The 24417-nt window shown below is 41.5% G+C and carries 18 protein-coding genes; 10 read left to right on the top strand and 8 right to left on the bottom strand.

All coding sequences use genetic code 11. The annotated features are described in order from the left end of the window. Positions 1-209 precede the first annotated feature (209 nt). Positions 210-2120, bottom strand: coding sequence for a transketolase C-terminal domain-containing protein (locus tag AACU32_RS17400; RefSeq protein ID WP_096601611.1), 1911 nt, complete (start codon positions 2118-2120; stop codon positions 210-212). 412 nt (positions 2121-2532) lie between these two features. Here AACU32_RS17400 and AACU32_RS17405 point away from each other — a divergent pair, with 412 nt between their 5' ends. Continuing rightward, complete coding sequence (locus AACU32_RS17405; protein WP_096601614.1) at positions 2533-3297, top strand: DeoR/GlpR family DNA-binding transcription regulator; 765 nt, start codon at positions 2533-2535, stop codon at positions 3295-3297. Between the two features lie 58 nt (positions 3298-3355). On the opposite strand, the gene AACU32_RS17410 is transcribed toward AACU32_RS17405, so the two are convergent. Together AACU32_RS17410 and purM are read right to left on the bottom strand one after the other, a co-directional pair. Beyond that, positions 3356-4042 carry a PHP domain-containing protein gene (locus AACU32_RS17410; protein WP_096601617.1) on the bottom strand — a complete coding sequence of 229 codons (687 nt, stop codon included), beginning with the start codon at positions 4040-4042 and terminating at the stop codon, positions 3356-3358. Between the two features lie 319 nt (positions 4043-4361). Continuing rightward, the gene (gene purM / locus AACU32_RS17415) at positions 4362-5390 is read right to left on the bottom strand and encodes a phosphoribosylformylglycinamidine cyclo-ligase (protein WP_096601620.1); all 1029 of its coding nucleotides are present in this window, start codon (positions 5388-5390) and stop codon (positions 4362-4364) included. A gap of 248 nt (positions 5391-5638) precedes the next feature. On the opposite strand from purM, the gene dcm reads away from it, so the two are divergent. After that, entirely contained in the window at positions 5639-7138 is a 1500-nt protein-coding gene (gene dcm, locus AACU32_RS17420; protein WP_339378007.1) for a DNA (cytosine-5-)-methyltransferase, read from the top strand. Between the two features lie 2 nt (positions 7139-7140). Here dcm and AACU32_RS17425 read toward each other — a convergent pair whose 3' ends face one another. Further along, positions 7141-7785, bottom strand: coding sequence for a hypothetical protein (locus AACU32_RS17425; RefSeq protein WP_096601623.1), 645 nt, complete (start codon positions 7783-7785; stop codon positions 7141-7143). Then, entirely contained in the window at positions 7782-8024 is a 243-nt protein-coding gene (locus AACU32_RS17430) for a helix-turn-helix domain-containing protein (RefSeq protein WP_096601625.1), read from the bottom strand. The genes AACU32_RS17425 and AACU32_RS17430 overlap by 4 nt, the downstream gene beginning before the upstream one ends. A 444-nt stretch (positions 8025-8468) precedes the next feature. Between AACU32_RS17430 and AACU32_RS17435 the strand changes: the two genes are divergently transcribed. From AACU32_RS17435 to AACU32_RS17445, 3 genes are all read left to right on the top strand, one after another. Continuing rightward, positions 8469-9230 (top strand): M48 family metallopeptidase, encoded by a 762-nt coding sequence (locus AACU32_RS17435; protein WP_096601628.1) that lies wholly within the window; start codon positions 8469-8471, stop codon positions 9228-9230. Between the two features lie 174 nt (positions 9231-9404). Beyond that, entirely contained in the window at positions 9405-9974 is a 570-nt protein-coding gene (locus tag AACU32_RS17440) for a hypothetical protein (protein WP_096601631.1), read from the top strand. A gap of 185 nt (positions 9975-10159) precedes the next feature. Further along, positions 10160-12388: a Swt1 family HEPN domain-containing protein gene (locus AACU32_RS17445; protein ID WP_339378009.1), complete on the top strand. Its 2229-nt coding sequence runs from the start codon at positions 10160-10162 to the stop codon at positions 12386-12388. A gap of 237 nt (positions 12389-12625) precedes the next feature. Here the strand turns inward: AACU32_RS17445 and AACU32_RS17450 are convergent, their stop codons facing one another. Together AACU32_RS17450 and AACU32_RS17455 are read right to left on the bottom strand one after the other, a co-directional pair. Continuing rightward, the gene (locus AACU32_RS17450) at positions 12626-18094 is read right to left on the bottom strand and encodes a translocation/assembly module TamB domain-containing protein (protein ID WP_096601637.1); all 5469 of its coding nucleotides are present in this window, start codon (positions 18092-18094) and stop codon (positions 12626-12628) included. 247 nt (positions 18095-18341) lie between these two features. Then, positions 18342-18479 carry a hypothetical protein gene (locus AACU32_RS17455; protein WP_339378010.1) on the bottom strand — a complete coding sequence of 46 codons (138 nt, stop codon included), beginning with the start codon at positions 18477-18479 and terminating at the stop codon, positions 18342-18344. Positions 18480-18584: 105 nt separating this feature from the next. Between AACU32_RS17455 and AACU32_RS17460 the strand changes: the two genes are divergently transcribed. Continuing rightward, a complete protein-coding gene (locus AACU32_RS17460; RefSeq protein WP_096601640.1) occupies positions 18585-19022 on the top strand; it encodes a DUF3110 domain-containing protein in 438 nt (145 codons plus the stop codon). Between the two features lie 340 nt (positions 19023-19362). On the opposite strand, the gene AACU32_RS17465 is transcribed toward AACU32_RS17460, so the two are convergent. After that, complete coding sequence (locus AACU32_RS17465) at positions 19363-20550, bottom strand: RNA-guided endonuclease InsQ/TnpB family protein (protein WP_096601643.1); 1188 nt, start codon at positions 20548-20550, stop codon at positions 19363-19365. A gap of 103 nt (positions 20551-20653) precedes the next feature. On the opposite strand from AACU32_RS17465, the gene AACU32_RS17470 reads away from it, so the two are divergent. From AACU32_RS17470 to AACU32_RS17485, 4 genes are all read left to right on the top strand, one after another. Beyond that, positions 20654-20803, top strand: a complete 150-nt coding sequence (locus tag AACU32_RS17470; protein WP_339378011.1) for a hypothetical protein — start codon at positions 20654-20656, stop codon at positions 20801-20803. Positions 20804-20852: 49 nt separating this feature from the next. After that, on the top strand, positions 20853-21770 hold the full coding sequence (gene murQ, locus AACU32_RS17475; RefSeq protein ID WP_096601646.1) for an N-acetylmuramic acid 6-phosphate etherase: 918 nt from the start codon (positions 20853-20855) through the stop codon (positions 21768-21770). A 765-nt stretch (positions 21771-22535) separates the two neighbouring features. Beyond that, positions 22536-23732, top strand: a complete 1197-nt coding sequence (locus AACU32_RS17480; protein WP_339378691.1) for a response regulator — start codon at positions 22536-22538, stop codon at positions 23730-23732. Positions 23733-24028: 296 nt separating this feature from the next. Next, complete coding sequence (locus AACU32_RS17485) at positions 24029-24394, top strand: response regulator transcription factor (RefSeq protein WP_096601649.1); 366 nt, start codon at positions 24029-24031, stop codon at positions 24392-24394. Positions 24395-24417 lie beyond the last annotated feature (23 nt).

The raw sequence follows: 24417 nt of genomic DNA on the forward strand, positions 1-24417 counted from the left end.
ATTTGTCATTGGTCATTTGTAATTACCGGATTTTATAACGATTCAATTAATGATCGTGACATGTAGATTGTGGTAAAGGCGGGGGTTTCGCCGCCGGTAAAGATGCATCTGTCTCATTCTTTTTTCAAATTGATATTAGATTTTGGATTGAGGAATTTTTAATCTAAAATCCAAAATCCAAAATCCAAAATTGGTTGACGAATTACGAATTATTGTAATTCCTTCACCTTGTTAATAATGCTCACAGGATCAATACCTTGATGTGGGTATTGTTCCCACAAACCACCGCAACCTTCTTTATGCGTTCCCAGGTGCGCATATTTGGGAGTCAAGCCACGTTCTAACAGCCAGGAACCAAAACGGCTACCTAAGCCAGTCCGACGGTTGAAGGCTTCTACCACCAGAACGAAGGGTGCTTTGCCAATTTTAGCGATCGCTTCTTCATCCACTACGTTTAAAGTAGGTTTGTTAATCAAACCTACGTCTAATCCTTCCTGCTTGAGGCGTTCTACAGCATCAAGGCTACGATATAAAGCATCACCAAAACTCACAATATAACCTTGTGTGCCTTCGCGGATAACTTCATCTTTACCAGGGACAAATTTGTAACCACTGCCAAAGAAGTCATTACCTTTACTATCCAAGATATTGGGCACTTTGGAACGGGTAGAGAAAATAAACCGCAATCCAGGATCGGAAAACACAGTTTCCACACAGGCTGTCATTTGATTAACATCTGCGGGAAAGTACAATCTTGTTTCATAGCCGTCATCCAAGCCATTATCGGCAAACATATTGTTTAAACCGAAGTGACAGGTGTTATCCGCCATGTCATCGATACCTGCGTGAGAAAAGTGACACAGGACGTTGGAATAGTTCAGCCGAGCCATCGTGATTTCGGAAATGCACATTTCCAAAAAGGCGCTGAAGGTGGCGAAAATACCTTGTTTGCCTTTTACCATCCCAAATCCAGCCGCAGCTGAGAAGTTACCCCTTTCCATGATGCCAGAGGGGATAAAAATTTCGGGATAGGTATCATGGATTTTCTTCAATCCGCATGAGCCTTCTAAATCGCTATCAATAACTAAGACTTTTTCCTTGCGTTCTGCTTCACTCATGCGGCTGAGGACACTTACCATAGCTTCCCCAAAGACATTGCGGTTAGCACCCCATTTATCGCTAGAACCGAGAAATGTATAGGTTTGCTTGGGTTTCTCGATACTCTTGAGGTATTCCACAGCCGCAGTTTGTCCCCGAGATTCGAGATATTTAATCGCCAAATCGACGGAAATCACATCATGTCCGTGGGTGGAACCTTCTAAGCCTTCAATTCCAGGACACATGGGGCGTTTGTTGATGAGTGCGATCGCGCCTGGTGTATTCACAGCTTCACAAAGACGGCGATATAAATCGTCTAAATCTTCCCCATCTCCCTCAAGTATTTTTAACCCGTGACCTTCTAGAGTTTTGGCGACGGTGAAGCCAGGTAAATATTTAGAAGGATGACCCGCGATCGTCACATCATTATCATCAATAATCAGCTTCACATTGAGATGTTGAGCGATCGCCAACCGCGCCGCTTCCGCATCGTTACCTTCTTGCTGGGAACCATCGGAACCAAGACAGAAAACCACTTTACCGGGATTCGCCATTGCCACCCCATTTACGTAAGGCCACACATGACCCAAGCGTCCAGAGCTAAATTTTACACCAGGCGTTAGCCCTAATTCTGGATGTCCTGGTAAATGTGAATGTGCCTCTCGATAGCGTAGGAGTTGTTCTGCTGGTAATTCACCATGTAGCGTCGCCATGAGGTACTGAGTAGCAACACGATGTCCAGCTTCATCAAAGAAAATTGGCACAAATTGCTCAGATGCACCCCGGAAGAAAGCATCCAGAATCATCACCTCTGGGACTGTATCGTAGGGCCCACCAGTGTGACCACCCACTCCTCTAGCCGCACCTGTGGCTGTAAAAAAGACGATCGCATCTCGACAAAGTTGAATATTCGCCTTGAGAGTGTCTCGCTGTTGTGCCGTCAGAGTAGCATTGGCGGGATTGAGTGCTAAATATTTGTAAGCACCGAGATCAATGGGAAATTGGGTCTTAGCAATAGTCATGGCTATTTTCCGGAATAAGGACTAATTTGAACAGACCTACCACATGAGCAAATAACGAAAAATCGATATCCAATCGTTTCCCAAGCAAAAGTAGCCCACTAGAAACCATTATTGAACCATGTGGCTTGAGTTGGCATAGGCCCAAGTGGCACAATTAATACGTTTAACTGTGCCTGAATTTGCTTGAATGCAATTGAAGTTACGGTTAAATGTCCAAAAACCTGCACATTACCGCTATTTTTAAATGAATAGACTACATCCAGATATGTCTCCAAACCTTTGTCCGGAAAGGAAAAAGTTTGGAAGTTCAATCTAGTTGTTGTCGTCTATGTCATTGAAACTTGATGTTATAAGTATAAACTCACAAACGTGCAGTTTCAAGACCAAAAACGCAACTTCCGGAAAAATAATTATGCTGACTGCTGAACGCCGACAATTTATCTTAGAAATTCTGCATCGTGATAAGAAGGTGCTGTCAACGGAACTTAGTGCTGTGCTGAAGGTTTCTGAGGATACGATTCGTCGGGACTTGCGGGAACTTGCAGCAGCGGGACTTTTAGTGCGCGTACATGGTGGCGCACTGCTGGCTTCCCCAGCTACCGCCAGTTACGCCGATCGCCAAAAACAAGCACCGAAAGAAAAAGAAGCGATCGCCCGAGCCGCTGCCAAATTAGTTTGTCCCGGACAGGTAGTAATATTAGATGGGGGGACAACTACTCTTCAGGTAACCCGTCATTTACCCCAAGATTTGCAAGCTACAGTCGTGACAAATAGTCCACCGATTGCGATCGCTTTAGCCGAACATCCAAATATAGAAGTTGTGATGTTGGGTGGAAAACTCTACAAACAAGCCTTAGTCAACGTCGGTACAGTTACCATTGAGTCATTACGGATGATTCGTGCAGATTTGTGCATGTTAGGAGTGTGCAGTTTACATCCAGAGGTGGGGATTAGCGTACCAAACTTAGACGAAGCCCATGTTAAACGCGCCATGATTGCTGGCTCGGCTGAGGTAGTAGGATTAGTGACAGCACAAAAATTAGACACAGCTGCTGCTTATGTAGTGGAGTCCATTCATGCACTAACTTATCTTGTCACTGCACCGACAGTATCTAATGAAATGCTGACTGCTTATAAAGCTTTAGGATTAACAATTATCCGCGACGACCTAATCTAAATGTGGTAAAAGCCCCTGGCTGGTTAAACCAGGAGTTGAAAGCAATCTAGCTGCATGATTACAAACGCTGGAGTATGTTTAAACCGTGGGTATCAGTACCACAGGTATTGAAAAGATTGTATTGTCCAGCCAAATTTTGTATCTGTTCTGATTCCAAATAACTTGGTTTCCAAGGGTGAGGATTGTTGTAAGCGTAGAAAGTTTCCACGCCATCAATTCCCAAATTTACAGCCGCCGGAATTAAATCGAAGTGCGATCGCCTGTAACGCGCTGGATGGGCTAGTACAGCTAAACCTCCAGCTTCGTGAATCGCAGCAATCACGTTATTTGCTTGATATTCTTTACCTGTGGTAATTTTTCTTTGCAAATAGGGTTTCATGCTGCTGTGTTCAGGCTCAAAAGAGTAAGCCAAAATATGCACTTCAATATCTAAAAGATTGGCATTAATTTCCACACCACTCCACAGGTGGGGAATTGTTGCACCTGGATGATTCCACCTGAAGTCTTCTAACCAAGCTTTTCCTGCTTGAAAACCAGCAATACTATGATGATCGGTGATAGCCAGTCCTTTTAATCCGATCGCGATCGCTTGTTCCATTAAGGCATGTGGTTGTAATTTGCCATCAGAATGGACAGTATGCAGATGAAAGTTAAATAATGTCGGGCAACTTTGAGCATCAATATTCTCAAATACTTGCTTTAAAATTTCCGTAGAAGCAAAATTCCGAGCTAAATTTACAACCATAACCCCCTCTGAGATAAAAAATACATGGTTCTAAATACCCCAACACGCTACACATCTCCAGATGAGAAACCACCAACACGCTCTTGCTAGTGCTGGTAGGTATTTTCTCGAATTCACTGCAAATTTTGCAATATGTTAAGACTACGTTAGCAAATATTAACGCTGACGGCCATGAGTATATTCAATTGCAATTATCAGAATATGTAACAAATACTGCCAAACTATCATTGCAGTTAGTTTAGTCACTTTGAGGTTTAGTAAAGTATTTCCCCATACTAAACCTCAATCTAGTTGATTTACTTATATTGATATTCTGTATTTAACTAAGCAATCCCACTAGTGAATTATCACCAGTAATTACTTCACCGATCGCAAAAGCGGGAATATTTTGTGATTCAAAGTAAGTAATTGTTTGTTCTACTTGCTGGGGTGACACCAATAGCACAAAGCCAATACCCATATTGAAGGTATTATACATTGCTTCGGCACTCACTCCTCCGGCTTCAGCCAACCACTTAAATACAGGTGGAATCGCCCAACTATTGGGGTTAATTTTAATTGCTTGACCTGTTCCTAAACATCTAGGTAAATTTTCTGGCAAACCACCACCTGTGATGTGCGCCATCCCGTGAATATCTAACCCTGCTTGACGTGCAGCTAGCACAGGTTTGACGTAAATTCGCGTTGGTGTTAGGAAAGCTTCGGCGATCGTTTCGCCACCTAATAATTCTGGGCGTTCACTCCAAGCGAATCCGCCATCGCTGACAATCTTCCGGACTAAACTCAAGCCATTACTATGGACACCAGCACTCGCAAGAGCGATCGCCACATCTCCTACTTGTACCTGAGAACCATCCAACATTTGGCTTTTTTCGACAATCCCCACACAAAATCCCGCCAAATCATACTCACCCACTTGGTAGAAACCAGGCATTTCTGCTGTTTCTCCTCCCAGCAAAGCACAACCAGCCTGTTTACATCCAGAGGCTATACCCGCAACAACCTCCGTTAATTGTTCTTTCTCCAGCTTCCCTGTGGCCAAATAATCTAAGAAAAACAATGGTTCCGCCCCTGATGTCAGCACATCATTGACGCACATCGCCACCAAATCAATACCGACAGTATCATGGCGGTTAAGAACTTGAGCAATTTTCAGCTTTGTACCGACACCATCTGTTCCCGAAACTAACACTGGTTCCCGGAAACCCCCAGGAAGCTGGAAGCAACCACCAAAACCACCCAGTCCACCAAGAACTTCTTTTCTAAAAGTACTGTGAACCAAATTGCGAATTTGATCTACAAAGGCTCGCCCAGCCTCAACATCAACCCCAGCATCCCGATAATCCATTCCTAACCGCTTCCTGACTGCACTGTTATTAATTCACTCTAGTAAGTTGTTGGGACATTTAACAACCCCTACAGTAATGTATGGGTTTGAAACAGCTTGTTCAAGGTGCGATCGCAAAACAAATTAGTTAAAACTTGTCGGGGTCAGCAATAGAAGTGACTCCAGAGTCAAAAGAGATTTGGTCTGTCTCTGGGACAATTTCACTAACATCCAGATGCCGTTGAAAAGTTATCGTTAGGAAACCGAGGTTGACAAAATCCAGCAGTAACTTGATGAAAGTGATGACTATATATATCATCACTATATTCCCACCTGTACGTAGTATTTGGATTGGTATGGTCTTAGATATTCGCTCGGCAAGACAAATCCGCAAAATGCGACAGCGTGACCTTGCTTCTGCTGTTGGGATTTCTCTACATGAGCTGATGAAACTAGAACGGGGGCTTGTTATGCCTTCAAAAAAGCTACTTCAGCAGATATCCTACTGTTTGGAGATAGACGCGGCGCAACTCATAGTCGGTCAAAACAAACTTTGTGAACATCCTTTAACAGGTGAAGGTTACGTTACAGGCCGACCCGAAAGCAATATAAAAATTCCACGTCAAAGAAATCCGGATGCTAGAAAAAAAGCTGTTCTTGATTTGTTTTGTGGAGTTGGCGGATTCTCATTTGGTTTTGAGATGCATGAGGCATTTCAGGTAGTTGCTGGTGTTGATCTTCTAAGCGATCGATTACAGACATTTTCTTGCAATCATGTTGCTGCAAATGCCTATGGTCAAGATATTCGGACTATTTCTACTAATGTTTTGGATCATGAGAATCCTCGCCCATTTGTGATTGTAGGTGGCTCTCCCTGTCAAGGTTTTTCGTCTATTCGTCCATTTCGGAATGTAGAACGCCATGATCCTAGAAATAACTTAGCAGAAGAATTCTGTCGAATAGTTCATGAGCTACAGCCTGAATGGATAGTTTTTGAAAATGTAGTGGGGATGCTGACACATAACAAAGGACAAACCTTAAGAGCCATTATCGGAGCGTTTGAAGAAATCGGATATCGAACCAGCTATAAAGTTCTAAATGCTGCTTACTATGGATTACCGCAGCGTCGAGAGCGTCTTATTATTGTTGGGAATCGACAAGGTAAACCTTTCAAATGGAATCAACCTACCCATTGGTGCGAACATCGGAGTATGGCTGGGAAACAAGAGTTTGTTCTTAAACCACCAGAAAGACTATTTTCCCAAGAACTAAAGCCTGCCATTACGATTAATGAAGCAATTCACGATCTTCCCCCTGTTAAGGCTGGAGAACGAGCGATCGCATATCAAGAGAATATTGAATTGACATCATACGAAACTTTCATTCGCAATCAAGCACACCAATTGACGATGCATGAAGCAACAGATCACTCTGCTCGAATGCTAGAAATAATTCGACAAGCAGGTGCAAATATTTATGCTTTACCACCAGGAACAGTCACAAGCGGTTTTAGTTCTTGCTATAGCAGATTAAACCCTGAAGAACCAAGCGTAACCTTAACTGTTAATTTTGTTCATCCAGCTTCAAATCGTTGCATTCACCCTACCCAAGATCGTGCATTAACACCACGCGAGGGCGCACGTTTGCAAGGTTTTTTCGATACATTTGAATTCATTGGCACAAGATCTCAGATTGTCAAGCAAATTGGAAATGCTGTACCACCATTACTCGGACGCATCATAGCACAAGGGATTTTGGAGAGTGACTAATATTACTCAAAAAGCTTTTGATATCTCTGATATGCTTTACCTCTATGTGAGAGAGGAGCACGTTCCAGGTCGCAGTAAACTATTTCCAGAATTTCCATACCCGCAGCATTTACGACAGCAGTTTTTCCTGAATCACCTTCTGTATTGCTAATGTTGAAATGTTCTCGCAATAAATAACCACAGCGTACTTCCCAAATGTAGGGCTTGATGCCACGGTTCTCCTTTCCAATTTTAAAAGAACCATCAGACTGACAGAGGACGTAACGGCATGTGAGATAATGTCCTTCTTTTGCAAGATGCCCTTTGGGTTTATTAGTCTCAAGAGCCATTTTTAGTTCCATATTTGGCACTTGCAGAGAAATCCCGGTTGTTAGCAAATCAGGATATTTATGAGGTCCGTTACGTCTGAGCAAATTCTTTGAATGTTTTGCTATAGCTGAAGCGAAGATGTTTCCAATCATTGAGGATAAATTGGCTAACTCAACCGTCTGACTCAATGGAAAAACTCCCGCTATTTCAAGCGTTGCATCTATCTGATCAAGCAATTGGTAAGTGTCCCTAATTGCTTCTTGTAATATGTCATGGCTTAAACCGATACGCTCCAATGCACTTGAATTTACGAATCCATTTGAGGCAGGTTCTCTCATAAATCTCCATCCTGCTGAAACTGAAGCAAATCAGCAGCAGACACCTCAAGAGCACAAGCTATCTTTTGAATATTGATCAGGCTGATATTACGTTCGCCTCGTTCAACACCACCAATATAGGTTCTGTCCAGTCCTGCTGCCAGTGCCAAGGCTTCTTGTGAACAGCCACGAGACTGCCTGAGAGTACGTACTCGCTCCCCGAAAAGCTTTAAAATCACTTTGTCTTTGTTAGGCTGCATTGACATATCATGCAGCAGTAAACCTCAATAGATGACTATAAGTCTACGGACTATAAGTATCGTCTCTATCCGGAAGCGAATTGCCTGCCGCTCGTCTTACCGAAACTCTGTCGGTTTTTGCAAAGCATTGCTGTCGTGCTGTCCAGACTCTTCGATTTCTTCACGCACTTATTTAATGCTGGCGACTGATACTGAAAGTGTTAGGTTGCAAGTAAAATTCTTCTAAAATTCTTCCTTTATGCTGGTTTTATTTAGAATTTTTTTCGTTAAAGTATGAATATTCAGATAACTCAATCCAGTATATTAGTCAAAATTTTTTATTTTTTGCTAACACAATTTTATCACCTAGTTTTTGATTTTTTCCTAATAAAAATACCTAATTTAGACGCAGAGGTAGAAACTTAATTTTACTGTTCATCACTTAGAAATTGTTGATTTTTGGTTATGAATTCGAGAATGCATAAAGGTTTTTCTGTAATCCTTGGTGTAGGCACCGCTTTTGCTGTAGGCTCAACCTCTCTTGCGCCAGCCAGTGCAATTCCTTGGGGTCAGCTAATATTTAATGGTGTTCAGTTGTTGCAACTTTCCAACATTTCCCCACAGCAAACCGTCACTCTGGGACAAAATATTCATCAGCAGGTAAAACAAAATTACAAACTGGATTCTAACTCCAAAACCAATGCTTACGTTAACCGTGTTGGTCAAAGGTTGGCTAAAGCGAGTAGCTGTTCTCAAATTCCTTTTCGCTTTTATGTCGTGCGAGACTCTAGTATTAATGCTTTTGCAACCACAGGTGGCTATGTATACGTCCACACTGGGCTATTAAATGCTGCGGATAATGAAGACCAACTAGCATCTGTTATGGGACACGAAATTGCTCATATTTGCAACAACGACCTGATCAATAAATTGAAACAAACCCAACTTGCTCAAGGTGCAGCGTCCCTTGCTGGTCTAGACCAAAGTGCTGTCACAGCCATAGCTTATCAGCTGGCTGTGGACTTACCTAATAGCCGGGAAGCAGAATTTAATGCTGATGATAAGGGATTGCAGTATATGAAACGCGCTGGGTATAACCCAAACGCTATGCCTGCATTTTTGAGAAAATTACTTCGTCAATCTTCTCAACCATCATTTTTGAGTAGCCATCCTGCAACCCAAGAACGTATTTCTGTTATAGAAAGAAAAATTGCTAATGGTAGGTAATTTGTCAATAGTCATTTGTCATTTGTCATTTGTCCTCCTTGTCTCCCTTGTCCCCCTTCCCTTGTCGCGATCGCTTTTATCCGTAAAACCAGTAATTTCCCTCAAGCTGATTGCGTGAGTATATTATATACTCATTGACTTGGGTAATCACCCTGAGTCAAGAGGTCAGCATAAATGACTAGCAAACAATTCGCGATCGCCACAGTCACATTATTTATTACTATTGGAATTACCCAGTGTCTTGGCTCTGTTAAAGTAAAAGCTTCCTGTCCTACTCCCCTATTCGATGGCGACTTTGAAGAACAAAGCAGCCAAATTGTCGCCAGTCCTTGGGTAGCTGAAGGTAAAACTGACATTGATAGAGGTATGGGAAATAGCAATTCTGGTCAAAACAACGTTTCGATGCGAAATGTGACTGGATGGAATAGTATTAGCCAGCGGATTAAGCTACAACCTAACACCGAGTATGAGTTAAAAGCCTACGTGCGCACATCTGAAAATGTCACAGATGGTTATTTTGGAGTGCGAGATGCTAATCAAAACGCATTTGTAGAACTTAAGTTTGGTAGATTATCGCAATACATTCCTTTAACACTACGATTCGTCACAGGTAATGAATCTGAATACAACATCTTCACCGGATTTTGGGCTGTAGGTCAAGATAGCTGGGTTCAAGTAGACAACTATACCCTGACTGGTGGAACTTGCAAACAAGAGCAACAGGGAGTAGAGAAAGGAAATTAGGGGGATACATTCAGCAGTCGGAAAATTTTTGATATTTCCCCGTGGATTTTGGGCTTATTAAATACATCAGGGTAATATACAGCGTTTTTAAGCTAAATGAGGTACACAGGTAGGGGCAACATTGTTGTGCCCTTACAATTATCTGTACCTCACGCTTGTTGCAATCTGCTGTAAGTACCCCTGGTATGCCAATAAATTTGATTTTACACCACACAATTAACTACAAAGTTAACTTTGAAAATATGCAGAGCCAAAAAAATATTAATAAAGATAGAGTAGATAAAGCTTTAGGAGAAATTTTAACACCAGCGCTTAAACCTTTTATTCAGCGCAAAATGAAGGCTAAATACGGACAAAATTGGTTGCAGAAAGCAAGATTTGCTTTACAGGAATACCACATTAAAGACAATGCTCCCAACTGGAACGACCCTCAAGTGGTACTTAAAATAATTTTGGATAATTGGAATGATGTTTTTCGTATACTACAAAGATTTGATCATTCTGAGCGTAACCTAGTGAGTGAATTGCTGGATGTACGCAATAAGGTTAAGCATAATAATATAGATACATTCGATTATGATTACACTCGGCACTCACTGTACATCATGGAGCGCCTTCTAACTGCTATTGATGCCAATAAAGCAGCCCAAGAAGTGAAGCAGTTAAAGGATGAGTTGGGTTCACCACCGTCAGTGGTACAGATTGAAAACTCACCAGAAGTAGTTATTAGCTCTCAGCCTGCACCTGTTTTAAATCCAAATCAATGCTCAGTTAATACAGATGATATTAACTGGAAGCAAGTTTGCCACACCATGCTAGAAAAGCAGCAAGAATCTCAGCGAATCAGGCGCAAAGCAACTGCAATGGGATTTGAAGTAAATGTTCATGTTCCACTGGGTTTATTAGAACGCAAACAGCAACAAAGACGAAATGAGAATGTTGATAGAGAAGAGGTTTATAAGCTAGAGAAAGAAGTTATTAGCAAAACATATCAACATGATGAGTTTTTGCAACAGGTAATCACTCAACGTTCGACAGGAAAAAACAAGCACGCTGCTATAGTTGGAGAACCAGGAGCAGGGAAGACTACTTTACTGAGTGCGATCGCTTCACACATCAAAGACAATACCCAAAACCTACCCATCTTTATATCTCTCGGTAGCTTGCAAGGGATGAGCTTAGAAGATTATTTACTCAAAAAATGGCTTCCAGATGCCATAAGATTAGTTAATCCTCAATTTATCCCCAGTTCAGAAACAGAAAATAAACTAATTACGTGCTTTTATCAAAGTAGAGTTTGGTTGTTGTTAGATGCTGTAGATGAAATGGGGGAATATTCACATGTAGAAGCACTAAATAAAATTTCTAGAGAACTGACAAACTGGTTAGAACAAGCGCGGGTGGTTTTGACTTGTCGAGCAAATGTTTGGGATGCAAGTCTAAATAATAATATATTGCCCGGTTTTGATACTTATAAAACCCAGGATTTTCAACAAAACCAAATTGATGAATTTATTGATAAATGGTTTAATTGTGCTGAAAATATACAGCGTGGGAAAGAACTAAAAGCGAAGTTAACAGAACCGGGAAAAGAGCGGATTCGTGAATTAGTTACCAATCCTCTAAGATTATCTTTATTGTGTCAAATTTTTTATCAAAATAAACAAGGAGAATTACCTGAAACTAAAGCTGAAATTTTTCAGATATATACCCGTTACTTTTACCATTGGAAACCTGAGTTAGTGCCTCAAGATTTGATTGGCTCTCATGAGTTACAGCAAGAATTACACCAAGCTTTAGGAAAATTAGCTTTAGCAGGAATTAATATAAATTCTAGAAATAAATTTTTGAACTCACAATCTACAGATAGAAAACAATCTCATGAAGATATATGGCATTGCGCTCAAAATATGAGTTATCGAGAATTTTATCACGTTTGGCATAGCGGCTCATTATCACTTCAAAGCTTAGAAGCTCAATTTACAGATACTCATTCCATTCTTTCTCAACTCCAGCCTACTCAACAAACAGGCTGTATTTCCATCATCGAAACTGCAAATCTTCACAGTGATAATGAATCTGAAATAGCCCAACTACTCTGCACGAGAATTTGTAGAGAAGGATTAAAATTACCTGCGAGAAGTATACCAATAATCTCAGGTGTAGCGGACTTGGAACGACAACTTCTGGTAATGACAGAAGAATATTTAGAGAAACAATACTTAGCTTTAGTATTTGATGAATTTGAACCAACTGAAACACTAATCAATATATGTCGTGTATTAGCAAATACGCGAGAAATTCATATTGCATTTATCACTGACCAACCATTAGAAATACCTTTGAAAGGTTTTACTCCTCACCAGCCTAATTTACTCAGTGCTATTCAAACATGGATTAATGAAATTGAATAAAAATTTTGATATAAAATGTGTAAAAACAATAGTCATTGCGAGCAGAACGTAGTGAAGGGAAGGAATCGCAAAGTACAGATGTTGCGATTGCTACCCTGCGGGAAGGCTTCGCCTACATTCCGCTTTGCTTCATTCGCAATGACAACTCATCATCTTGCTAGATTTGCTTGTATTGGGATGCTCCCAACAAGGAGAATGACAAATGACTATTGACCATTGACTATTGACCATTGACAATTAAAACCGCCTATCATACTCAATTACTGCACGACTATCATCGTCTAAATTGGTGGAACCGCGAAGGCGAAAGCTGTCATTTATACGGTAATTAATACCCCATTGTAATGGGTCGTTTGCTGTTAAAATTTTGATGCCAGAAATCGAAAACTTAGAAGAAATATCAACCCCAGCTTCCATTGCTAATTCTATAGTTGAATTGCTTTTTCCTGCTTCAGGATTATCAGAAATAACAGTAGGAAATAAACGTAGTTCACTTAACCCAAAAGCATTACCAATTTGGTTAAATGCTCCTTGAAAATTGTTAAATACAGCTGAACCTGCGATATTAATCAGCCCTAAAGTACTGTCGCCTCGTCCTTGAGTATCAACAAAGCCACCGCCTAAAAGTGCTACCAGTTCTGTTTGTCCGCGTGAGGGACTGCTTGACAGTTGCAGATTTTCGTTTAATTTACTAGCAGGCCCTTTAACTGTGGCTTCAACTCTGATAGTTTCCAAAGTTGATAAACCTGTGGTGTTGAGCTTGCTAATATCACTAGTTAAATTTCCATCCAGTACTTTGGCATATAACCTAATATCTAAATTAGGATCGCGTGGTTGTTCTTTTCTAAAAGTTGCTGTGTGTTCATAACCACGGGCTAAATTAAATTGGGTAGTAAATAAATTGACTCCTCCGTTCTCTAGTTCAATCTTACCATCTGGTACTGGCTGATTTAAGGAGCCATTAACAGTGAGTGTACCTTTAGCTTGAAAATTCAAAATTGGTGGACGGGTAATTTGGACATTTTTTCCCAACACCAACGCTAGATTATTAAATCTTGTAGTCGCACTTGTACCTTCATCTTTATTCTGTTTATCAGCTTTTATAAATGACTCGGTGGAATCACTATCTTCTGTTTTATTTGTATTGCTTGATTCTGCCAACAACACCTGACCATTAAATAATTCTACTTTGCCCCCAAGGATGGGATGTAGTGCCGAACCAGTAATCTGCACATTGCCATTTGCATTACCTTGGTAAAGTCCTTTGAGATTTAAGGCTAACTGATTAAGGTTGACTGTGAGAGGATTTTCGATTGTGACTTCTTCGTCATTAGCAATCGCAATTTCTCCAGCCGCTTCTACCTTTCCTTGGCTAAACTTTCCTTGCAAATTATCGACTATGATGCGGTCAAAATTGAACTTTGCTGTTCCCGAAACTTCTGTCAGCTTTTCTGGTAAAGCTTGAGCCGAAAATGTAGCATTATTAAGTTTGGCAACTCCATTGACTATTGGCTGTTGTTTTGTGCCACTTATTTGTACGTCTACTTCTCCTTGTCCATTGTCAAAAGCTACTTGGTTAGTAAATACGTTTAACAGCGCCAATCCTTCGTTTTTAACTTGAATAGCCAAGTTAATTTTCTCGTTGTTTGGAGCGACAGAAGCAAAAGGTAATTTATAGGGTATGCTGCCATTAATGTTTACAGGTTCAGGTCCATTAACTATAAATTTACTATCAAAATTTAACCGACCAGTGTCATAACTAAAACTTGCTGTAGCTGATTCTAATTTTTTCTGATTAATTGTTCCTTCTGTGACTTGTAATGTACCTATAGCTTTGGGATTGGCGATGCTACCTGCTACAGTTACGGTAGTGTTGAGATTACCTGTGACTCCAATTGGCAGTTTGACAAAATTATTTAGTGCTTGGATGGGGAAATTTTTGACCTCTAAATTACCAGATTGATCGTTACCGCCTACGTAACCTTTGAAAGCAATCAGCCTATCTTTAGACTCAATTCGTAAAGGTAATAACCTCAAAACACCGTTTTCAAAACTTCCTTTGGCAATTAACTGTTCTGCAAGATAAAAACGACCTGGTTCGTTCTTTTCTGTTTCTTTACCCCAAGTCCAATTTTGACCAGCTAAATTAAATTGTGCGGCTATTCCGTTAGCAGTATCTAAAGCAACTTCGCCGTTGAAAGTTCCTTGTAAGTCGGCTAAATCTGGTACTGGATTTGCGTCACGCCGCTGTTGTTGTTGTTCGGTTAATAAAGCATCAACTTGATAAACACGCTCGATTTGAGTTAATAATGGCTCATTGGTTAATCCTTGGGGGACAGTAACCAGATCCGCAGCCGTACCGTAGGTTGGCGCTTGCAAACCACCGCGCAAATCTTGTAAATCAAATACTTGTATTGCGGTCAAGATATCTTGAACATTACCCTCGTTAATGTTGAGTTTACCTTGAATTTGAGGAGTTTTAGTAGTTGTACTGAGATTACCTGTAAAAGCGTAGCGACTTTTACCTTTGACAAATGCACTATCTGTAATGTTAGCTGTGCGATCGCTATAACGAAATTGCGCAGTCAAAAGTTCACCCTTGATCCGTCCGATGGCCGGATTAGCGATCGCTATATTACCACTGGCTGCTAATGTATCCTGATTTACCAATAAATCCCCCGTTAACGCCCCAGCTAATGCAGTATTACCAAGGCGAGTGTTAGCAGGTAAAGATAAATTTAATACCTGTAATGGGAACTTATCTAATTTCAAAGCCAAATTTTCGCCTTGAGCTTCACCAACCGCTGATGCTTCTTTCCACTTGACTAAGAAAGAGTTGGGGCGATTGTTGGCATTAAGATTTAAAGTAATGCGATCGCTGTTTCCAGCAACGTCTAAATTAGTACCTTGTCCTTGCTTGGTCTGAATATTTCCACTTAAGACTGGCTCAAAGGCCAAGTTCTTCACCGCCAAATTCCGTAACCTGAGTTGTCCTTGGATATTTGGCACAGGTAAGTTCCCTGTTACTTGTCCCGCAAAATCTGCTTTCCCCGCTAGATTAACCGCATTGGGTAGCTTAATCGGTAACTGTTGCAAGTCGTAATTTTGCGCTTGCACATTCAGATTTAAATCTGTAATTTTGGGTACGCCTGGTTCTTGAGCATTGGCTAAGATGTAACCACTGGCATTTAAATTAGTAGCAGTTGCCTTTTCGATGTTCAGCCTTTGACCATCCCAGGCGATCGCGGCACTCAAAGGTTGTGCGATCGCCCCAATACCTTGGGAAAACTTTACCTGACCCGCCGCACGCACATCAGCTAATTTAGCTGATTGTACCGTACCATCTACTTGCAGTTGACCGCCAAACTGACCCCGCAACTGCTGATTTAACTGCTTTAACTTCACACCTTCAGCCGCAACCGCCGCCTGATAGCGACCGTTAGCTAGTTGAATCTTCGAGGCTGTAATTGTGCCATCTGCAACCTTCACTCTTGCTTGACCAGTAGCAGCAATAGTTTCCACTTTAAAGGATTCAACTGACCCAGCAACGTCGAAATCACCATTTAAACTGCCGGGAAATTGCTTAATATTGGGTGCTAATTCTTGCACAGCCAGATTATTGGCTTTGAGTTGCGCTAAATACACACCATCAGCAAGTTGAATATTTTTCGCCGTGACTGTCCCACCAGCAACAGCCAAGCTACCCTCGCCAGTACCGCGCAGAGTTTTCAGACTAAAATTATCCCGGCTACCTGCTATTTGGAATGTACCAGCTAACGGCCCAGTTAAAGCCGGGGGAACATTCTTGAGTATCCGCCCCAATCGCACATTATTAGCGACTAATTGGGCTGCAAAGTTTTGGTCTTGTAGTTGAATATTAGAAACTGCAACCGTACCCCCACCGATTTGCACACCCGCATTCTCAGTGCGGATGGAAGCAATTTTAAATGGTGATGTTGTCCCAGCCAGCAGTAAACGACCGTTAAATTCTGCCCCAGCCAAAGAGACATTTTCCAGTTTAGTTTTGTCTACAAAGGATTCTACCTGGACATCAGCAGCTTGGGCTACAGCTTGCCAACGTTGATTGGCGTAACTACCAGAACCCCGCACCTTACCGCTACTAACATTAGCAACAACATCGCGGAAGAATACAGTCCGATCGCTTGCTATGGTAACTGTACCAGTTGCTGGGTAGGTGGCGCTAGGGGCTTGCCATTGGACGACAGTTTGAATGTTACCAGCAATACCAGTTAGCTGCCCTGTACCGGAGACATTGCCGATTTGAAACGAAGGAGTAGTGTTATAAATTTGGGCGATCGCATCCCCTGGCACATTCTCACCAGTAAAATTAAAATTTAGTTGCGGCGTTTTCCCTAGTTGAATATTACCTGCACCGGTGACCTTACCCCCAACTGTCGGTGTACCTTGAATATCTTTGAGACTAATCAGGGAATTGCTAGTAGAAAACTCAAACTTACTACTAACATTCTGAAAATCAACTTTGTCAATGCGGGCAGGTTTCAGCGTCGCCACTGTACCTGTAAGAATTGGTTTATTCGGTGCGCCGGCTAGCTGTAAATCGGCTTTGACTTCTCCAATGGTAGGCAAAGGTAGTTTTACCTTGAGAGTCTCCAAGGCTGTATTTACATCTACCTGATTGATTTGTCCTGTTAGCTGATAGCCAGTTTGTCTGTCAATAATACCCGTAGCCACTAAAGGAATTTTGCCGTAATTAGTAGCTAGCTTCTCTAACTTAATTTCCGTTCCTTGAAAACTGAGTTTTCCTTGGGCATTGTTCAATAATTGAGGTAGACGGGGTATTTGCAGTGCTACCCCTTGCAAAAAGGCACTGCCATACAGTAAAGTCTGTTGCTGTGGTATCAGTTGAATTTGCAAATCACCATTAACTCGACCCGCCTGTAAAGTCAGTGGTAGCTGAATAATCCGAGTAATATCAGCAGCTAGCAAATCTTGTCCGCGAATCTGTAAATCAGCGGCTTGTGTCTTCAGGCGTGTATCTCCTTTCAGCGCCACATTACCACCACTATCGGCTTGAGCTGCAATATCAAACCTTATCACCTGGTTATTATCCAACAGTTGGGCAGTGCCGTTGAGTTGGGAAAATCCCACAGGTAAGTTGGGGGGTTGGGGCGTTGTGGATTTTTGTTGTTCTGGGGTTTTGGACAAGCCTAGCAAAACCAGCTTGCCATTGCGGAACCGAATTTTCTCCAAATCGGTTTTAATCGGGCCGCCTTTACCACCAAGAGTAATGCGAGTATTTAGCCAACGCCCTTCCTCATCTTTTTCAATGTAAACATCTGGATTGACTAAACTGACATCTAGTTTTAAATTGCGGTGCAAAATTAACTGTATTGGGTCAAAACCCACTTCCACCGCCTCAACTTTTACTCTATCTGGATCTGTGGCGGTGGCTGGAATCTCCGAAGCCCCAAACCTTACTCCCATTAAAGAAAATTCTGTAACGACCCCAAGTTTTACCGGACGGTTGATTGTTGTCGTGAGATTTTTTTCTGCTAAAGGCGCTAAGTCTTTTTGGATAAAACTCTGTAACCACCAGATACCGCCTGCAATGGAAAGCAGTAATAGTCCGCCTAAAGCAATACCACCGCGACACAACACCAGCAACCAGAAACGTTGACGATTTCGGGAATTGGAGTGATTAACTTGATTGGGACGCTGAATCATTGGCTTTCACTCTTTGTTTGGCGACTTTAGCTGACTTACTGCCGATGTCAATTAGTACTAGATGGCTCTGCCATTATTTAGAATACGTCAACTCAACCTCAGGCTTGATTGCTGGAGTCGAGGAAATTGTTCTATTCAATAATATTGGCATTGTCAGGAATACCGTAATCAAGTAAACTACGCAAACTGTGGGCTGAAAAATTTCTCTACTGGCAGTGTTTCACGAGAGCGTAGTCCAATATACAAACTAGAGATGGCACGCTTGAGTGATTAAGGCGATCGCAATAGCAACAACTTCTACTCCAGCTCGAATGCCATTGTACTTCAGGAAAGTTGGTAACTCAGACAAACACATAATTATCGTAGACGGCAGTACCTTAGTCATGTTCCAGAAATATTTCCAGCTGAAGAAAATAAATCAAAGGTTAGCCGATAGGTACAACCTAGAACTTTAATAAGATATAGACCAGAGAACCACCATTAAAGATAGATTGTGACATTTATGCGTGTTTTTGTATTGATTTTCAATGTAGGAACTGAAAATGAGGGGATTCACAGCGTGCGGATAGGCGATCGCAATCAAATTCTCATGTTTGAATCAGAAGATGACGCAACCCGCTACGCTTTAATGTTAGAAGCTCAGGATTTCCCAGTACCATCAGTAGAAGAGATTGAGGACGAAGAAATCAAAGAATTTTGTCAAAGCGCCAATTATGACTGGGAACTAGTCACCGAAAACAGTAGTATAGTCGTGACTCCCCCAGAACTAAATGTAGAAGAAACCGACTGGAAGCCAGATGGGCAAACAGAAGAAACCGATCAGGAAACGAAAGAAACATTGCGCCCTAATCCACCAGACCCAACAAAACCAGACTTATCTGATGCTGAACTAGAAAAGATCCGTCGCAAATTGGAAGGATTATTGTAATTTGTCAGTTGTCATTGGTGATTAGTCATTGGGCATGAAGCATGGGGCATGGGGCATTTCTGATGTATCTCCCTCCCCTTTGTCCCCCTTCCCTTGTCCCCTCTCATCCCCCGGTTGCTGAGCGTAAAGCCTGCGGTATAGCTTCTCTGCCAGAGGCTGCGCCAAGGCTTAGGGCGCAGCCTCTCGTCCCTTGCGCGTCTCCCCTTGGGAGAAGAGAAGCACATCACCTTTCCTCGCTTTGTTGTCAAAAAACCTACACTTATCAGGGGATGCTTGTGGGTGCTTTGTTGACATCCTCCCACCGCTAACCCTTGCGGGTGTAGCGAGGGATTCCTAAGATTCACAACTTAGGTTTCTGTTTCTTTCCCTTACGGGTTTTTCGCAGTTGCCCTTTAACACTATGGTTATCAGGTCTTACACTCGCTCCACAGACTGCAACGGTGTGTCCCACCGCCAAAATATTCTTGGCTGCGTTAATATCCCTGTCGTGGTGTGTTCCGCAGTTGGGACAGTCCCACTCCCTGATATTCAACGGCAATTTATCAACAATATGCCCACAGTTGCCACAGCGTTTAGAACTGGGAAACCATCGGTCAATTTTTACCAAGTTTCGACCATACCAAAGAGCTTTGTAATCCAGTTGTCTCACCAATTCGCCCCATGCAGCATCACTGATAGCGCGGGCAAGTTTTGGATTCTTGACCATATTCTTAACCGCCAAATCCTCAACAACTATCGTTTGGTTTTCACGAATCAGTCGAGTTGTCAGTTTATGGGTATGGTCAATCCTTGCATCAGAGATTTTAGCTTGAATCCGAGCTACCTTGAGTCTTGCTTTATCTCGGTTACGAGAACCTTTTTGCTTACGACTCAAAGACTTCTGTGCTTTCCTCAATTTTTGGTAGTGCTTGTCAAACACTTTGGGATTGGCAATTTTCTCTCCTGTACTCAGACTAACAAGAGAACTAACCCCAACATCCAACCCCACAGCACTATCACCAGAGTGCAAAGTTTCGTCAGCTGGATCGTTAAGGAGCAAGCTGACAAACCATCGTCCAGAAGGCTCAAGTCTCACTGTGATGGTACTAGGTTCACATCCCTTTGGCAGTTGCCTAGACCATTTGATTGGCAGTGGTTGAGAACACTTAGCCAGGTAGACTTGTCCATTCTTCCACCGGAAAGCAGACTTGGTAAACTCTGCACTACCGCCACTACGCTTCTTTTTGAAGTTGGGGTATTTCGCCCTGCCAGCAAAGAAATTAGTGAAAGCAGTTTGCAGATGTCTCAAGCCTTGTTGCAGTGGCACGCAACTAACCTCATTCAAAAACTGGAGGTCTTCAAGTCTTTTCCACTGCGTCAACATAGCAGAAGACTGAACGTAATCAACCTTCTCCTGCCTCTCATACCAAGCTTCGGTTCTAGCTGCCAAAGCTTTGTTAAAAACCAATCGTACACAGCCAATTGTCCGGCGCAATATCTGTTCTTGCTCGGCAGTTGGATACACTCTGTAACGATAGGCTTTTTCCATACTTCACATTTTATCACTAAATCTGTGAGGCAGTCGGAGACAGGAGCGGTTTCCGTCGAGTCCGAACTGCCGAACCCGAAGGGTGAAATACGTACAATTCGCTATGTGCCAAAACTTAATTACTCACTCGTCGCTCACCCCGTCACCTGTTGTTGCTTTGCAGCAATTCGGCTTCATTGTGAAGCTCAAGCGGACTCCCCATTCCTCTCACCGCCAAGCTGTCGCTGTGGCGGGAGTCGCCTGGGGGTGTTAGATGACATCTGAACTAATGACCAATAACAAATGACACAGGACAAAAATCAATGACAAATTTCCAGGAACGCGGCTATCTTTTAACTGAGCAAGTTAACTCTAATAGTCTGAATTTAGATCAGATCAGTTCTCTGGAATTGGTAGAGTTGTTTAATAACGAAGACCACAACGCAGTTGCAGCAGTAGCGGCGGCTAAAACTCAGATATCTGAAGCGATTGATTGTACAGCTGAGCGTTTGCGCCAGGGAGGACGGTTATTTTATGTTGGTGCGGGGACAAGTGGGAGATTGGGAGTATTAGATGCTGCTGAATGTCCACCTACCTTTTGTTCACCACCAGAATTGGTACAGGGGATTATAGCTGGCGGTGCTGGCGCATTAGTGCGTAGTTCGGAAGATTTAGAAGACCGTGCGCAAGATGGAGAAGCTGCGATCGCCCAACGCCAGATTACACAATTAGATGTGGTAGTAGGGATAACTGCCGGTGGGACAACGCCTTTTGTTCACGGAGCTATGAACGCAGCCCGCCAACGGGGAGCCATCACAATTTTTATGGCCTGTGTGCCTGCTGAACAGGTAAAGTTTGATGCCGATGTTGATATTCGGCTGTTAACTGGCCCCGAGATCCTCGCTGGTTCAACTCGCCTGAAAGCTGGGACAGCCACAAAGCTAGCTCTCAATATTCTTTCTACCGGAGTGATGGTCAAACTAGGTAAAGTTTACGGCAATCGCATGGTAGATGTTGCTGTCACTAATCAAAAATTACGCGATCGCGCTTTGCGAATTCTGCAAGATCTCACAGACTTAAGTCGGGAAGATGCCGGTTTATTACTAGATCGTAGCGGTAATTGGGTGAAGTTAGCTCTATTAATGCACTGGACTGGGTTAGACAAACCAGCAGGCGATCAACTTTTGTCAGAACATCATGGTAATTTGAGGGCAGCTATTGCCAGCTACAATATCAAATAGTCCTCATAAAAAACTCTCAACAATAAGTCACTCAGGTGTGTTTAGCTCCAAGCTAACGCACCTTAGCAAATGAAAGCGGGATCTGGTTTTTGAAGATTGTATAAACCTTATCTCTCCATCGGCGAAGGGCAAAAATGAACTTTTTAAGCATTTTTAATCGATAATAAATGCTTTAATACCAATTAGTAAAATTCTGCGGACAAAACAAACAAATTAATCAAAATTAACAATTTGAATTCTAACTTTTGAATTAAATTATTTTTTAATAATTCCGTATAAATCCCGATTATTATTGACCGGAAAAATGGATAATATAATATATCACAACTCGAACCACTAACATGTGAGAATATATCAATTTCACCTGATTAGTTAATCTTTGGTAGAGCATAGAGTTAAAAGAAGGAGAATTAATTTCTAAATCGCTCTTCTGATAACAATATTTTTACCATAATTTGAAATTTGTGATTATTTCGATTCCTGCCAAGCAAAATTTTAGATTGTGGATTGCCGATTTGAGATGGAAATTTTATCCTCATCTAAAATCCAAAATTTAAAATACAATTGGATGAAACAAATCCCGCCATCCAAGATTTAAAATCCAAAATTGAATGACTTAGTAGCTGTCCATCTAAGTTGTACATAATAAATAGCAAGCATCCGGCAATGTTTGCAAAATCTATTGAGAAGCTAGAGATGTTTTCTAGTTACTAAATAGATAATTTAGCTTTGTCAATGGCTGACTTATTAGTTGCAGGACAATGTATGCTCTACCAAGAAATGATGTTAACAAATAATTTAATTGATGAATTTAAAGCTTGTACCCAACTACAATACAGTGGCAATTTAACAATTAAAAGTTCTAAAGGACACCAATGGATTTTTTATTATCGGCTAGGACGAATAGTTTGGGCATCAGGAGGAATTCATCCTTTCCGGCGTTGGCGTAGACAGATGTCACAACATTGCCCGCAAATAGATGTAGATAAAATCCGTTTAAGTTCTCATGACCTATCAATGGATTATTGGGATTATCGTCTCCTAGAAATCTTATATAAAAAACAAAAAATTCAACGAGAGCAAATCCACGCTATTGTAGAGAACACAATAGCAGAATTGTTTTTTGATCTAGCTCAAGAGGCTGATTTTACTTCTGTAACTTGTAATCGCAGCCAACAAATGATTTTAGACATGCCAATGAGCTTCACGAGTGCAGATATTTCTTTAAAGCAGATGCAAGACTCGTGGAAACTTTGGTCAGAAGCAGGTTTGAGTAATTTATATCCTGATTTAGCACCAATCCTGCGCAAACCAGAACAACTCCAGCAATTGGTAAGTGCATCTGTTTACAACAACTTTGTCACTTTGATTAATGGCAAATTAACGCTGCGAGATTTAGCAGTAAAAATGAAGCAGAATGTTATGCCAGTAGCGCGTTCATTGTTGCCATATATCCTCAAAGGCATTATTGAACTGATAGAAATACCAGATTTACCTTTAGCAGTCATTGAAGCCGAGAAAAATCTCACAGCGACAAAAACACAGTCTCCAATTGCGCCATTGATTGCCTGTATAGATGACAGTCCCCAAATCTGTAAAATCATGGAGGAGATTATTACCTCACATGGGTTAAGATTCATCAAGATTCCAGATGCTGTCCAAGCTCTACCAACTTTAATTCAAAATAAGCCAGACTTAATTTTTTTGGATTTGATCATGCCTGTTGCTAGTGGTTACGAAATCTGCACTCAGCTGCGACGAATTTCTAGCTTTGCTAACACACCAGTGATTATCCTGACTGGCCATGATGGCCTTTTAGATAGAGTTCGCGCTAAAGTAGCTGGTTCTACGGATTACCTAACTAAACCTGTAGCTAGTGATAAGGTAATGGGTATAGTACGTAAGTATTTACCTATCCCAGCCGCATCAATCAAGAGATCCCCTACAAAAATTAACAGTTGATAATTCAAAGAATTATAAATTTTTTGAAAACTTGATAAAAATTTTGGTTTTTAAGTGCTTTTTCTGAGGTGAAAAAAGCAGAAATCAATCACGATAATATCAATACTGTAACTTACGCAATTGTAATAATAAATAAAGGTGAGAGTCGTCAAAAGTCATAGTCCGGAGTCAAATGACCAACGAATGACTAATGACCAATGACAGCCTCAACTAGAAATATATGACACTTGCGTAAGTCCTCAATACAAAACTATGTTTGGGTTGAAAGTTAGATAGAAATTTAATTGGTAATTACCATGAACACTGCTCTAGTTGTTGAGGATGGTTTGACTGATATGGAAATTATCAGTAGATATTTGCAACAAGCCGGATATTACGTAATTAGCGCTAAAAGTAGTGAAGAAGCGCAGGACAAAATCGGCGTAGCTAAGCCAGATGTGATATTTCTCGATGTCATTTTGCCAGGTAAAAGTGGCTATGAAATTTGTCGCGAACTCAAAAGCAACCCTGATACCAGTCAAATTCCAGTAGTTTTTTGTTCAACAAAAAACAGTGATGTTGATAAAATTTGGGGCAATATGCTCGGTGCCGAAGCTTATTTATCGAAACCTATTAATCAGGAAGAATTGGTTGTGACTTTACAGCGATTAATTAATCATTAGCGATACCAAGCATCGATGCAAAA

Origin of the sequence: Calothrix sp. NIES-2100 (assembly GCF_963875285.1) — a bacterium.
Lineage (GTDB): Bacteria > Cyanobacteriota > Cyanobacteriia > Cyanobacteriales > Nostocaceae > Aulosira.

Coding starts and splice junctions, on each gene's coding strand:
- AACU32_RS17455 (WP_339378010.1), bottom strand. CDS start 18,479: ATGACTAAGGTACTGCCGTCTACGATAATTATGTGTTTGTCTGAGTTA.
- AACU32_RS17480 (WP_339378691.1), top strand. CDS start 22,536: ATGCTCTACCAAGAAATGATGTTAACAAATAATTTAATTGATGAATTT.
- AACU32_RS17410 (WP_096601617.1), bottom strand. CDS start 4,042: ATGGTTGTAAATTTAGCTCGGAATTTTGCTTCTACGGAAATTTTAAAG.
- AACU32_RS17425 (WP_096601623.1), bottom strand. CDS start 7,785: ATGAGAGAACCTGCCTCAAATGGATTCGTAAATTCAAGTGCATTGGAG.
- AACU32_RS17465 (WP_096601643.1), bottom strand. CDS start 20,550: ATGGAAAAAGCCTATCGTTACAGAGTGTATCCAACTGCCGAGCAAGAA.
- murQ (WP_096601646.1), top strand. CDS start 20,853: ATGACAAATTTCCAGGAACGCGGCTATCTTTTAACTGAGCAAGTTAAC.
- purM (WP_096601620.1), bottom strand. CDS start 5,390: ATGGATTATCGGGATGCTGGGGTTGATGTTGAGGCTGGGCGAGCCTTT.
- AACU32_RS17450 (WP_096601637.1), bottom strand. CDS start 18,094: ATGATTCAGCGTCCCAATCAAGTTAATCACTCCAATTCCCGAAATCGT.
- AACU32_RS17445 (WP_339378009.1), top strand. CDS start 10,160: ATGCCAATAAATTTGATTTTACACCACACAATTAACTACAAAGTTAAC.
- AACU32_RS17400 (WP_096601611.1), bottom strand. CDS start 2,120: ATGACTATTGCTAAGACCCAATTTCCCATTGATCTCGGTGCTTACAAA.
- AACU32_RS17470 (WP_339378011.1), top strand. CDS start 20,654: ATGTGCCAAAACTTAATTACTCACTCGTCGCTCACCCCGTCACCTGTT.
- AACU32_RS17485 (WP_096601649.1), top strand. CDS start 24,029: ATGAACACTGCTCTAGTTGTTGAGGATGGTTTGACTGATATGGAAATT.
- AACU32_RS17435 (WP_096601628.1), top strand. CDS start 8,469: ATGAATTCGAGAATGCATAAAGGTTTTTCTGTAATCCTTGGTGTAGGC.
- AACU32_RS17430 (WP_096601625.1), bottom strand. CDS start 8,024: ATGCAGCCTAACAAAGACAAAGTGATTTTAAAGCTTTTCGGGGAGCGA.
- AACU32_RS17405 (WP_096601614.1), top strand. CDS start 2,533: ATGCTGACTGCTGAACGCCGACAATTTATCTTAGAAATTCTGCATCGT.
- AACU32_RS17440 (WP_096601631.1), top strand. CDS start 9,405: ATGACTAGCAAACAATTCGCGATCGCCACAGTCACATTATTTATTACT.